Source organism: Citrobacter sp. RHBSTW-00859 (assembly GCF_013729795.1).
In the GTDB taxonomy this organism is placed as follows: domain Bacteria; phylum Pseudomonadota; class Gammaproteobacteria; order Enterobacterales; family Enterobacteriaceae; genus Citrobacter; species Citrobacter braakii.
This window is the reverse complement of sequence record NZ_CP056284.1, coordinates 855,992-868,632: the sequence shown is the minus strand read 5'-3', so window position 1 is coordinate 868,632 and position 12,641 is coordinate 855,992. Positions and strand designations below refer to the sequence as shown.

Sequence of the window (12,641 nt, the reverse complement as noted above, 5' to 3'; positions counted from 1 at the left end):
TGCTTACCCAAACGGGAGAAATAAAGCCGCCCTAACGGGACTGGCAACCTGACAAGGGTAAACAATAAACTCAGATTTTGCCAAACAGATCACAGAATTCTCTGTCAGCAGCACATTGAAATGGCAATAAAAAAGGCCCGCATTTGCGGGCCTCATGTCACGTTGGACGGCGTAAATTACAGAACGTCAACCGCGTTCAGTTCTTTGAAAGCCTGTTCCAGACGGGTGATCATGGTTGCCTGACCAGCACGCAGCCATACGCGCGGATCGTAGTATTTCTTGTTCGGCTGATCTTCGCCTTTCGGGTTGCCCAACTGACCCTGCAGGTAAGCTTCGTTTGCTTTGTAGTAGTTCAGAACGCCTTCCCAGGTAGCCCATTGGGTATCGGTGTCGATGTTCATTTTCACTACGCCGTAGCTTACGGAGTCTTTGATTTCCTGAGCAGTAGAACCTGAACCACCGTGGAAGACGAAGTTCAGGCTGTTATGCGGCAGGTTATGTTTCTTAGAAACATAGTCCTGAGAGTCGCGCAGGATGGTCGGGGTCAGAACTACGTTACCCGGCTTGTAAACGCCGTGTACGTTACCGAAGGACGCTGCGATGGTGAAACGCGGGCTGATTTTGCTCAGCTCGGTGTATGCGTAGTCAACGTCTTCCGGTTGGGTGTACAGTGCAGAAGCGTCCATGTGGCTGTTGTCCACGCCGTCTTCTTCACCACCGGTGCAACCCAGTTCGATTTCCAGAGTCATGCCCATTTTGGACATGCGCGCCAGGTATTTGGAGCAGATTTCGATGTTCTCTTCCAGAGACTCTTCAGACAGGTCGATCATGTGAGAAGAGAACAGCGGTTTGCCCGTTGCTGCGAAGTGTTTTTCACCCGCGTCCAGCAGACCGTCGATCCACGGCAGCAGTTTCTTCGCGCAGTGGTCAGTGTGCAGGATAACCGGAACACCATAGTGTTCAGCCATCTGGTGAACGTGATGCGCACCAGAGATAGCACCCAGGATTGCAGCGCCCTGAGGAACGTCAGACTTCACGCCTTTACCCGCGATGAAAGAAGCACCACCGTTGGAGAACTGGACGATTACCGGCGCTTTAACTTTTGCAGCGGTTTCCAGAACGGCGTTGATGGAGTCGGTACCAACGCAGTTAACAGCTGGCAGAGCAAAGTTGTTTTCTTTAGCTACCTGGAAAACTTTCTGTACGTCATCACCAGTGATTACGCCTGGTTTTACGAAATCAAAAATTTTAGACATGTTGCGAGTCCTGTATCTTCGGCCTTGGAAAGGGGGCGCGCTCGACAGCGCGCTAATAATTGGGCAGGTTTCCCTGCCCATCAATGTCTTACTTTTTAGCACGCTCTTCGAGCATGGCTACTGCTGGCAGTACTTTGCCTTCCACGAATTCGAGGAATGCGCCGCCGCCAGTAGAGATGTAGGAGATTTTGTCAGCAATGCCGAACAGGTCGATTGCTGCCAGGGTGTCACCGCCGCCTGCGATAGAGAATGCTTCGCTGTCTGCGATAGCATTAGCAACGATTTCAGTACCTTTGCGGAAGTTCGGGAATTCGAACACGCCAACCGGGCCGTTCCACAGAATGGTTTTCGCATTCTTCAGAATGTCAGCCAGCTGCTGTGCAGAAGCGTCGCCGATATCCAGGATCTGCTCGTCTTCTTTTACATCGCTAACGGATTTAAGCGTAGCCGGTGCAGTTTCAGAGAATTCAGTCGCTACGCGAACGTCAGTCGGGACCGGGATATCGCAAGTCGTCAGCAGACGCTTAGCTTCATCAACCAGGTCAGCTTCGTACAGGGATTTGCCGACATTGTGGCCTTGAGCAGCAACGAAGGTGTTCGCGATACCACCACCAACGATCAGCTGGTCAGCGATTTTTGACAGAGAGTCCAGAACGGTCAGTTTGGTAGAAACTTTAGAACCACCAACGATAGCCACCATCGGACGAGCAGGTTCTTTCAGCGCTTTACCCAGCGCATCCAGCTCAGCAGCCAGCAGCGGACCAGCGCAAGCTACGTCGGCGAATTTACCGATACCGTGGGTAGAAGCCTGCGCACGGTGAGCGGTACCGAAAGCGTCCATTACGAATACGTCGCACAGCGCAGCGTATTTTTTGGACAGTGCTTCGTCGTCTTTCTTCTCGCCTTTGTTGAAGCGAACGTTTTCCAGAACAACCAGTTCACCGGCAGCGACTTCAACGCCGTCCAGGTAATCTTTTACCAGGCGAACCGGAGCAGACAGTTTGTCTTTCAGGTAGTTAACAACCGGCAGCAGAGAGAATTCTTCGTTGTACTCGCCTTCGGTAGGACGACCCAGGTGGGAAGTTACCATCACTTTAGCACCCTGTTTCAGGGCCAGTTCGATGGTCGGCAGGGAAGCACGGATACGCGCATCGCTGGTTACTTTCCCTTCTTTAACTGGTACGTTCAGGTCCGCACGGATAAAAACGCGTTTACCAGCCAGATCCAGATCGGTCATCTTAATTACAGACATGGTGAATCCTCTCGTTGATTCATAAAGTTTTGTCGACGCTCAAGCGTCGAGCCTGAAACCAATAGCAGCCATCGCTAACGTTGTGTCGAGCATACGGTTAGCAAAGCCCCATTCATTATCACACCAGACCAGCGTTTTGATCAGGTGAGCGCCACTCACGCGCGTTTGCGTACCATCAACGATGGCGCTGTGCGGGTCGTGGTTAAAATCTACAGAGACCAACGGTAATTCCGTATAGTCAACTATACCATGAAATGCACCTTGTGCTGCTTTTTGCAGCAACTGGTTGACTTCACTGGCTTTTACTGGTTTTTTCACCGTCACGCTTAAGTCGATCGCCGTCACATTTATGGTCGGTACACGCACCGCAATCGCTTCAAAACGATCGTTAAACTGCGGGAAAATTCGCGTGATGCCCGCCGCCAGTTTGGTATCAACCGGAATAATAGACTGGCTGGCCGCTCGCGTGCGACGCAGGTCAGGATGATAGGCATCAATAACCTGCTGATCGTGCATCGCGGAGTGGATCGTGGTGACAGTACCAGACTCAATGCCGTAAGCATCATCCAGCAATTTAATGACGGGTATTATGCAATTCGTGGTGCAGGAGGCGTTGGAAACGATCCGGTGTTCAGCGCGCAGCTGATCCTGATTAACGCCATACACAACGGTTGCGTCGATGTCGTGACTACCAGGATGTGAAAAGAGCACTTTTTTTGCACCAGCGGCAATATGCGCCTCGCCGTGTTCGCGGTTGCCGAAAACCCCCGTACAGTCCAGAACAACGTCGACACTCAGTTCGCGCCAGGGAAGCGCATCGAGCGTTCGCTCATGCAGAATGCGGATCGCGTCATCGCCAACGATGAGCTGGTCACGTTCCTGACGAACATCCCAGGCAAAACGTCCATGGCTGGTGTCATATTTCAACAAATGCGCCATGCCTGCAGCATCCGCCAGTTCGTTGATTGCCACCACGGTGATTTCCGCCCGACGCCCGGATTCATACAAAGCACGAACCACGTTGCGTCCGATGCGACCGAAACCATTAATCGCTACGCGTACGGTCATAGGTCTCCTGCAAGGATTTCTCAGAAACGATGTGGCAGACAGAGTAATGCAGCAAATCGCTCAGGGAAACCTTACCTGTCGCAAACTGCGACTAATTGGTTAATTGTCGAACATTTAATCGACTGAAACGCTTCAGCTAGAATAAGCGAAACGCGGAATAAAAGGAATGATTGTCCAGCCAAAGAAAACAGTTATCTGACGTACATCACATTTTTCCCGCTAAGACCGGGGGAAATTATTCCAGTAAACCGTAATAATCATTACGGCTTAACAGGAATAATTGGCCTTCACGCAATCCGATATTCACCAGATTCCAGCATCTCCAGCGTCAGGTCACCAGGCAGACTCGCTTCCAGTACCCGATGAACATTCGGTCCGTCGGTACGCTCATAAAACGCCTCAGCGTCAGCTTGTGATAGTCCGCCCGCCAGTTTACGACCTACCAGTCGTGTATGGAGCGCGTTGGCAGGAGCACGAATAAACAGCGAGTAATCACAAAACTCAGCTAACGCCCGCCACCTTTCATCATCGCGTAATAACCAGTTTCCTTCCACAATCACAATCGGCGCGATCACTGTTATGGCCGCTTCTACCGGATCGTGTTTTTGCCGGTCGTACTGTGGCCAGGTGCCCTCCCCTTCCCTTATCAGACGTAGATTCTGTGCAAGTTTATCCACATCAAAGGTTTCCGGCGCACCTTTGTATGCTCGCAGGTTATGAGCATCCAGCCAGGTGTTGTAGTGATGGAAGCCATCCATCGGCAGCGTCTGGATCTCCGGCAGGCCAGGATCCTGACGGGAGAGATATTCCCAGAAGGTGGTCAGCGTCGATTTACCCGTACCAGGCGGTGCGCTGAGAAAAACGATCGTTCGTCGCTGCGGGTGAGTGGCGTGTATTTTTGCCAGTTGTTGTAATAACGGTTTGTGGACGTTCTCTATCTCATCATCACGGTAATGTGCTTCAACCTGTAGCCCATTCACCGTTAGTTTGATTTTCACGGCGTTAATTCCTTTAAAATCGCCGTCACTGCCAGTGTCATTGCCGTCTTGACCATTGCGCTAAAGCGCACTTCGGACCACGCAGCAAAGTCGGCAAATTTCATCGACTCCAGCGCACCGTAGAGCGTTGCGTTACGGGTGATACTGTTCACGTTGCTGACAAAATCCCAGGTAATGTCATCGGCAAAACCGGGGATATTATCCTGCTCGTTCAGGTACTTATAAAACTGAGAGAAATGGGTGATGTCGGCATAAAGCCATTTATCCATTTTTCCCAACGCATAAATCAGACGTAACGCAACGTCGATATCGTCAAGCGGTCCACTCTGGGCGAGTAACGGCTTCACTGCATATTCCACGATCTCTTCATCGTTATTAACGAACAGCGACGGTAGAAAGCGCTTAATGCCCTGGAGCAAAATGTTATGTGCCGTCGTCATAAACGAGAGTAAATTATTTTGAGCATCCAGTTGCTCAAGCACATCGTCTTCTGTCAGCGTCGTCATTCGTTTCTCGATAAATCACCATGAATGCAGAGAGTCTATTATATTACACGTTCGATCCGCGCCGCCGATCAGTAAAGTTTGCGTGCGCACACCATTCGCAACCTGTTGGATCCCTTTCACAAGATCGCCACCCGTGACTCCTGTCGCGCTGAAGAGGATCTTATTTCCCCCTACCAGTTCGTCCAGCGCGTAGATCCGGTTGATCGCAACGCCCATTTCCGCGCAGCGCTGATGTTCCTGTGCCGCAATCAGACGATTATCTGCGTTATTTCCTTTCGCTTCACAAAAATCAATCAGTTCAGCCTGCATATCGCCCCCCAGCGCTTTAACCGCACAGGCTGAAATAACCCCCTCAGGCGCGCCGCCAATGGTATACATCAGATCATAAGGATTCTCCTGCATACAGGCCAGCACGCTGGCGGCCACGTCGCCGTCGGACAGAGCAAATACCTTGACGCCAAGCCGTGTCGCCTCGGCAATCGCTGGCTGAAGGCGCGGCTTATCCAGCGTCACCATCCGCAGTCGCTCCAGCGGTTTACCCAACGCCTCTGCCACATTACGCAGATTATCTGCCAACGGCAGCGCCAGATTAATCGCCCCTTTCGCAAACCGATTAACAACCAGTTTTTTCATGTACATATCAGGGGCGTGTAACAAACTACCGCGAGGGGCAAACGCCATGACGGCCAGCGCATTGCTTTGCCCCATAGCCACCATTCGGGTTCCTTCGATAGGATCAACGGCGATATCTACCTCAGGTCCGGTGCCGGTTCCCACTTCCTCACCAATCCACAGCATCGGGGCTTGATCAATCTCCCCTTCGCCAATAACGATGCGTCCGCGAATGGCAATACTGTTCAATGCTTCCCGCATTGCCGTCACAGCCAGACCATCAATCTTGTTTTTATCGCCGCACCCGGTTTGCGGCCAGGCTGCCAGTGCAGCCTGCTCCGTGATACGAAATAGCGGCCATGCCAGCGACATCATATCGCCGCCTCCCCGATATCAACGCCAAAGTGTGCCAAAAGGTATTTTTCTGCCTTTTCATTCCAGATACCGTGCGTCTCCTCCACCAGTAGCGCCAGTTCTTTGAATAATGGGTCAGTTTTCCCTTTCTCGGCAAAATCAGCAATGGCGGTTAGTGGCATGGTAACGCCGTTATATATCAGCTTCTTACCGCCAGGGATCGCCGGTAAATTCAAAACAGTTTCCGGAACTGCATCAAGGCCGCCAATGTGCGTCACCATAAACGACGGTTGCAGTTGGCCAGTTGCACTGAGCGCAATGGCCTCTTTCATATCATCCGTTGAACCACCGGATGTCCCGACAACGTGAGTGCTGTTGTAGTGCACGTTATAAAAATTAAACGGCACTTTGAAGTTACTGTCCGTAGGACCGGCAAAAAAATTCAGGCAACCATCTTCCGCGAGTAAATCATCAGCCATCTCAACAACTGCAGGCACTGCCGCATACACAAAGACATCATCAAAACCTGCGTCATGAGTTAACGCTCGCAGCATCGCTGTCGGAGAATCCATGCCAGTAGTATTCACATAGATGAGCTCAATCCCCTTTTCAGCCGCCAACTCAACGGGCAACAGTTTTTTAGCCTGCGCCAGTCGTGCTTCGTCAATGTCGACCACCACCACCCGCGACGGCTGAATATTCCCGTTAATGGCATAATCTATTGCACCAATACCCATCGGCCCGGCGCAGGCCAGAAGCGCAATGTTCCCCCCTGGCTTAATCCCCATGCGATGCTCATAAACGTAAGGCGTGGTATGAAAATTCGCGTTATACGCGCCAATAATGCAGCACATCGGTTCCGCCAATGAGGCGGCGGCAAAATAAGAGCCGTGGTAAGGCAAAACGCATCCGAGGTTAATCGCCACTTCCGGGATAATCATATATGTCGCATTGCCGCCAAAATATTCATAGCTGTATCCTGCTGAATATCCACTTGGCAATCCCATCGCGGGTTGCAACACAAAACGCTGACCTTTCTTATATTTATCCGTCAGGTTTTTCCCCACCTCAACAATGATACCTGCACATTCATGTCCGGTAATAACCGGATGATTTTCCAGATCGTCCGGTACGCGTTTATGATCGCTCCCCAATGCTGCTGCTTTCCAGGTGGACAAACAAACGCTATCGGATATTACGCTTACTAACAATTCATTATCTGTAATTGCAGGCAGTTCAAACTCGCGGATACGAATATCCTGCTTGCCATATATGGCAGCAACTTTCGTTTTCATATTCACTCCAAAAATAGAAGAAGGCTAGTTCGCAGTAATGCGTTTAAATAAATCATCCAACAATGGGTCACCAATATAGTTCTTAATCAGCACTAATGGCTTTTCACTTACACGTTTAACACGACCTTCAAGACTGGCATGGGTGACAATAATATCGGCATCTTGCGGAACGTTTTCGATAGCATAATGCGTCACAGTAATATTCAATCCCGCTTTCTCCAGACGCTTACGAAACGTGGTTGCCCCCATAGCACTGGAACCCATTCCTGCATCACAGACAAAAGCGACGCGTTTAATGTTTTTATAAGAGAATTTCCCTTCCTGCTTCATCGCTTTGACGGTTCTGGCTGATTCAGCAAAGTCATCTTCACTTTCTGTTTCAACGTTCTTTTCCATTTTCAGGATGACAGAGGTAATAACAAAAGTAACAACGGTTCCCGCGGTGACTCCTGCAATGGTCGCGAGGAAAGAACCTTTCGGCGTTAATGCCAGATAGGCGAATATGGATCCTGGGCTTGGCCCCGCAACTAACCCACCGTCCAGCAGGTGGAATACCCACGTCCCGGTCATTCCCCCGGCAATCATCGCGATCAGGGTCAGAGGCTTCATCAGCACATACGGGAAATACAGTTCATGAATACCACCGAGGAAGTGGATAATCATGGCGCCTGGCGCAGACTTTTTACTCATTCCTTTGCCAAAGATAGCAAAGCCGAGTAACAAACCTAATCCCGGCCCTGGGTTAGATGCCACCATGAAGAAAATCGATTTTCCCGTTTCAGAAGCTTGCTGCATCCCCAGCGGATAATACACCCCCTGATCGATGGCATTGTTCAGAAAGAGGATTTTTGCCGGCTCATTGATTACGGATAGCAACGGCAGATAGCCCGCATGAACCAACGCTTCAATACACTCCTTCACGAAATTATTGGCAATGAGAACCGCCGGGCCGATAACTTCAAACCCCAGCAAGCATAAGAGCATTCCCGCGATACCAAGAGAGAAATTATTGATAACCATCTCGAAGCCTGCAGGAATGCGTTTTTCCAGCAGACGGTCGATATGCTTAATCACCCAACCGCCAAGCGGCCCCATTACCATCGCGCCAAGGAACATCGGGATATCCGCGCCCACAATAACGCCAATAGAACCAATGCCCCCCATTACCGCACCGCGTTTCCCGCCAACCAGATGTCCCCCTGTGGAGCCAATCATGACGGGCAGTAAATAGGTAATCATCGGACCGACAATTTTGGCGAAATGCTCATTCGGCATCCAACCAGTAGGAATAAATAATGCGGTAATAAAACCCCAGGCAATAAATGCGCCGATGTTGGGAATGACCATTGCAGTCAAAAACCCACCAAAAGCCTGGACTTTGGCACGAGCAGACTTGTTTTCCATAATAATGTCCTGAAAGGAAACCGTTAATTATGCTTGAGCGATAATATCCGCCAATTGTTTTTCTGATTTAGCCGCTAACAAAGCGGTTAGTGCTTCCTCTTCACATAATAATTCGCTTAAGGCCTGAATAGCGCCAATGTGTGAATCAGCATTAGCCGCCGACAATCCGATTAATAATCTGATACCTTCATCATCTTCGGCAAATTTCACTTCCTGTTTGAGAAGCGTTAATGACATACCGGTTTTTAACGCGCCACACTCCGGTCGAGCGTGCGGCATGGCGACGCCTGGCGCTAAAATATAATAAGGACCATTGTTAATCGTTGAGTCTTTAATGGCCTGAATATAATCTGAATTGACATATTGATTGGCGAGTAAGGATGACATAGAAAAGTCAATTGCCTCCTGCCAGTTCTTTGCTGAATTTTTTATTGAGATAGATGATTCGGGAAAGTAATCAATCAGCCGCATACATTTTCCTTATTTTATTTTTAGGGTACGAGTTAGCGTTAAAAATAAAATACGCGCACGGCAAAATGAAATCAATCGAGGAGAAAACTACATACAGCGCAGAATGTTTTTTGGTGATGCCTTTAAAAACAATGAATTGAGAAAAGAAATATAAAAATCAATAGCAATAATGTGATTCAAGTTGCAAATATAAAACATCACTAAATATCACATTTGTGATGCAAATCTACATTTTCGGGTTGCGCACGATCAAATAAATTTACTTACTTTAAAAAAACGGGCCGCATAAGCGACCCGTTTTCACCTGTAATCAAAATTACAGCAGTTCTTTTGCTTTCGCGACAACGTTGTCGACAGTGAAGCCAAACTCTTCAAACAGCAGCTCAGCCGGTGCAGACTCACCAAAGGTAGTCATACCAACGATAGCGCCGTTCAGGCCCACGTATTTGAACCAGTAGTCTGCGATACCCGCTTCCACTGCAACACGTGCGGAAACAGCTTTCGGCAGTACAGACTCGCGATAAGCGGCATCCTGTTTGTCGAACGCGTCGGTAGACGGCATGGAAACCACGCGCGCTTTAACGCCTTCAGCGGTCAGTTTGTCCCAGGCAGCCACAGCCAGCTCAACTTCAGAACCGGTAGCGATGAAGATCAGTTCCGGCTGACCGGCGCAATCTTTCAGCACGTAACCACCGCGCGCAATGTTCGCCAGCTGCTCTTCGGTACGTTCCTGCTGTGCCAGGTTCTGGCGGGAGAGGATCAGCGCGGTCGGACCGTCCTGACGCTCTACACCGTATTTCCATGCAACGGCAGATTCAACCTGGTCACACGGACGCCAGGTGCTCATGTTCGGGGTCACGCGCAGCGAAGCTACCTGCTCTACCGGCTGGTGAGTCGGGCCGTCTTCGCCCAGACCGATGGAGTCGTGGGTATAGACCATCACCTGACGCTGTTTCATCAGCGCAGCCATACGCACCGCGTTACGGGCATATTCCACAAACATCAGGAAGGTGGAGGTGTACGGCAGGAAGCCACCGTGCAGGGAGATACCGTTAGCGATAGCGGTCATACCGAATTCACGTACACCGTAATGGATGTAGTTACCGGCAGTATCTTCGTTGATAGCTTTAGAACCAGACCACAGAGTCAGGTTACTTGGTGCCAGGTCAGCGGAGCCGCCGAGGAATTCAGGCAGCAGAGGACCAAACGCTTCAATCGCGTTCTGAGACGCTTTACGGCTGGCGATTTTCGCCGGGTTAGCCTGCAGCTTAGCAATGAACTCGTTCGCTTTTGCATCGAAGTCAGACGGCATTTCACCTTTCATACGACGGGTGAATTCAGCGGCTTCCTGCGGGAAGGCTTTCGCATAAGCAGCGAACTTCTCGTTCCATGCAGCTTCTTTTGCCTGGCCTGCTTCTTTCGCATCCCACTGCGCGTAGATTTCAGACGGAATCTCAAACGGCGCGTATTTCCAGCCCAGCTGTTCGCGGGTCAGTGCGATTTCTGCATCACCCAGCGGTGCGCCGTGAGAGTCGTGGGTACCAGCTTTATTCGGGGAACCGAAACCGATGATGGTTTTGCACATCAGCAGGGACGGTTTGTCGGTCACAGCGCGAGCTTCTTCAACTGCGCGCTTAATCGCGTCAGCATCGTGACCATCAACGCCACGAACCACGTGCCAGCCGTAAGCTTCGAAACGCTTAGCGGTGTCATCGGTGAACCAGCCTTCAACGTGGCCATCGATAGAGATGCCGTTGTCATCGTAGAACGCTACCAGTTTACCCAGCTTCAGCGTACCGGCCAGGGAACATACCTCGTGAGAGATACCTTCCATCATGCAGCCGTCGCCCATGAAAGCATAGGTGAAGTGGTCAACGATGTCGTGACCAGGACGGTTAAACTGCGCCGCCAGCGTTTTTTCGGCGATAGCCATACCCACAGCATTCGCAATGCCCTGACCCAGAGGACCGGTAGTGGTTTCAACACCCGCGGTGTAACCCACTTCCGGGTGACCCGGCGTTTTGGAATGCAGCTGACGGAAGTTCTGCAGCTCGGACATCGGCAGATCGTAGCCGGTGAGGTGCAGCAGGCTGTAAATCAGCATGGAGCCGTGGCCGTTGGACAGCACGAAGCGGTCACGGTCAGCCCAGGACGGGTTAGTCGGGTTGTGGTTCAGGAAATCACGCCACAGGACTTCGGCAATGTCAGCCATACCCATCGGGGCACCCGGGTGACCGGATTTGGCTTTCTGTACTGCGTCCATGCTCAGCGCACGAATAGCATTGGCAAGCTCTTTACGTGAGGACATTTTGACTCCAGATCGGATAATGAAGGCTGAGCCCTTAACGACTTGACGACAGCGCGTTTTGGGCTACGCCGGAAAAAAGTGCCAACAATGTAACCCAAGCCGCGTGTCATGTACATGGAGCATCCTTTTACCGCTTCAGAAATCTCTGGATCATGCGCGCAAGTTGCGCAATCTTCTCGCCCGCTGAATGTTCTTTTCTTTATACTTAGGCCGAGCGTCGGTTTACCTGCAAACGACGCATTTTTTAGAATAATCCTGACTTTGTGCGGAAGAGAAAAAATGAAAATTCGCGCTTTACTGCTTGCTACGAGCATGGCGGCGGCATTGACCGGCTGCCAGAACATGGACTCAAACGGACTGCTTTCTTCTGGCGCAGAGGCTTTTCAGGCCTATAGTCTGAGCGATACTCAGGTAAAAGCGCTGAGCGATCAGGCCTGTAAAGATATGGACAGCAAGGCTACTATCGCCCCTGCCAGCAGCGAGTACGCAACGCGTCTTGGCAAAATCGCCGCCGCGCTTGGCGACAACATTAACGGCCAGCCGGTGAACTACAAAGTCTATATGGCGAAAGATGTGAATGCCTTTGCCATGGCGAACGGTTGTATCCGCGTATACAGCGGCCTGATGGATATGATGACCGATAACGAAGTCGAAGCGGTGATCGGCCACGAAATGGGCCACGTCGCGCTGGGTCACGTGAAAAAAGGCATGCAGGTCGCGCTGGGCACTAACGCCGTACGTGCAGCAGCGGCTTCCGCTGGCGGCATTGTCGGCAGCCTGTCGCAGTCGCAATTGGGCGATCTTGGCGAGAAACTGGTGAACTCGCAGTTCTCCCAGCTTCAGGAATCCGAAGCGGATGATTACTCGTATGATTTGTTGCGCAAACGTGGGATCAATCCGGCAGGACTGGCCACCAGCTTTGAGAAACTGGCTAAACTGGAAGCAGGACGCCAAAGCTCAATGTTTGACGATCACCCGGCATCTGCAGAACGTGCGCAACACATTCGCGATCGCATGAGCGCAGACGGGATAAAATAATCCTCGAACAGTGCCGGATGGCGGCGTGAACGCCTTATCCGGCCTACAAATTCAGCAATAATGTAGGCCGGACTAGCGT

The 12,641-nt window shown here is 51.0% G+C and carries 11 protein-coding genes; 1 reads left to right on the top strand and 10 read right to left on the bottom strand.

From position 1 onward, the window contains the following. Positions 1-176 precede the first annotated feature (176 nt). From fbaA to tkt, 10 genes are all read right to left on the bottom strand, one after another. The gene (fbaA, locus tag HV302_RS04435) at positions 177-1,256 is read right to left on the bottom strand and encodes a class II fructose-bisphosphate aldolase (RefSeq protein ID WP_003027029.1); all 1,080 of its coding nucleotides are present in this window, start codon (positions 1,254-1,256) and stop codon (positions 177-179) included. An 88-nt stretch (positions 1,257-1,344) separates the two neighbouring features. Further along, positions 1,345-2,508 carry a phosphoglycerate kinase gene (gene pgk / locus HV302_RS04430; protein WP_003027032.1) on the bottom strand — a complete coding sequence of 388 codons (1,164 nt, stop codon included), beginning with the start codon at positions 2,506-2,508 and terminating at the stop codon, positions 1,345-1,347. A gap of 39 nt (positions 2,509-2,547) precedes the next feature. Beyond that, the gene (epd, locus tag HV302_RS04425; RefSeq protein WP_016154379.1) at positions 2,548-3,576 is read right to left on the bottom strand and encodes an erythrose-4-phosphate dehydrogenase; all 1,029 of its coding nucleotides are present in this window, start codon (positions 3,574-3,576) and stop codon (positions 2,548-2,550) included. 287 nt (positions 3,577-3,863) lie between these two features. Continuing rightward, entirely contained in the window at positions 3,864-4,574 is a 711-nt protein-coding gene (locus tag HV302_RS04420) for a nucleoside/nucleotide kinase family protein (RefSeq protein ID WP_103928577.1), read from the bottom strand. After that, positions 4,571-5,080: an MltR family transcriptional regulator gene (locus HV302_RS04415; RefSeq protein WP_103284204.1), complete on the bottom strand. Its 510-nt coding sequence runs from the start codon at positions 5,078-5,080 to the stop codon at positions 4,571-4,573. The genes HV302_RS04420 and HV302_RS04415 overlap by 4 nt, the downstream gene beginning before the upstream one ends. A 15-nt stretch (positions 5,081-5,095) precedes the next feature. After that, the gene (glpX, locus tag HV302_RS04410; protein ID WP_019077647.1) at positions 5,096-6,067 is read right to left on the bottom strand and encodes a class II fructose-bisphosphatase; all 972 of its coding nucleotides are present in this window, start codon (positions 6,065-6,067) and stop codon (positions 5,096-5,098) included. Further along, on the bottom strand, positions 6,064-7,341 hold the full coding sequence (locus tag HV302_RS04405; RefSeq protein WP_016154383.1) for a zinc-binding dehydrogenase: 1,278 nt from the start codon (positions 7,339-7,341) through the stop codon (positions 6,064-6,066). The genes glpX and HV302_RS04405 overlap by 4 nt, the downstream gene beginning before the upstream one ends. Positions 7,342-7,365: 24 nt before the next feature. Continuing rightward, positions 7,366-8,745, bottom strand: a complete 1,380-nt coding sequence (locus tag HV302_RS04400; protein WP_016154384.1) for a PTS mannitol transporter subunit IICB — start codon at positions 8,743-8,745, stop codon at positions 7,366-7,368. Positions 8,746-8,772: 27 nt separating this feature from the next. After that, positions 8,773-9,216, bottom strand: a complete 444-nt coding sequence (gene cmtB / locus HV302_RS04395) for a PTS mannitol transporter subunit IIA (RefSeq protein WP_181626956.1) — start codon at positions 9,214-9,216, stop codon at positions 8,773-8,775. Positions 9,217-9,532: 316 nt separating this feature from the next. Continuing rightward, complete coding sequence (gene tkt / locus HV302_RS04390) at positions 9,533-11,524, bottom strand: transketolase (RefSeq protein ID WP_016154386.1); 1,992 nt, start codon at positions 11,522-11,524, stop codon at positions 9,533-9,535. 279 nt (positions 11,525-11,803) lie between these two features. Between tkt and HV302_RS04385 the strand changes: the two genes are divergently transcribed. Further along, entirely contained in the window at positions 11,804-12,562 is a 759-nt protein-coding gene (locus tag HV302_RS04385) for a M48 family metallopeptidase (protein ID WP_181626955.1), read from the top strand. Positions 12,563-12,641: the final 79 nt, after the last annotated feature.

Excerpts from the sequence above, each read along its gene's own strand:
- fbaA (WP_003027029.1), bottom strand. The coding sequence starts at position 1,256 with ATGTCTAAAATTTTTGATTTCGTAAAACCAGGCGTAATCACTGGTGAT.
- pgk (WP_003027032.1), bottom strand. The coding sequence starts at position 2,508 with ATGTCTGTAATTAAGATGACCGATCTGGATCTGGCTGGTAAACGCGTT.
- epd (WP_016154379.1), bottom strand. The coding sequence starts at position 3,576 with ATGACCGTACGCGTAGCGATTAATGGTTTCGGTCGCATCGGACGCAAC.
- HV302_RS04415 (WP_103284204.1), bottom strand. The coding sequence starts at position 5,080 with ATGACGACGCTGACAGAAGACGATGTGCTTGAGCAACTGGATGCTCAA.
- glpX (WP_019077647.1), bottom strand. The coding sequence starts at position 6,067 with ATGATGTCGCTGGCATGGCCGCTATTTCGTATCACGGAGCAGGCTGCA.
- HV302_RS04405 (WP_016154383.1), bottom strand. The coding sequence starts at position 7,341 with ATGAAAACGAAAGTTGCTGCCATATATGGCAAGCAGGATATTCGTATC.
- HV302_RS04400 (WP_016154384.1), bottom strand. The coding sequence starts at position 8,745 with ATGGAAAACAAGTCTGCTCGTGCCAAAGTCCAGGCTTTTGGTGGGTTT.
- cmtB (WP_181626956.1), bottom strand. The coding sequence starts at position 9,216 with ATGCGGCTGATTGATTACTTTCCCGAATCATCTATCTCAATAAAAAAT.
- tkt (WP_016154386.1), bottom strand. The coding sequence starts at position 11,524 with ATGTCCTCACGTAAAGAGCTTGCCAATGCTATTCGTGCGCTGAGCATG.
- HV302_RS04385 (WP_181626955.1), top strand. The coding sequence starts at position 11,804 with ATGAAAATTCGCGCTTTACTGCTTGCTACGAGCATGGCGGCGGCATTG.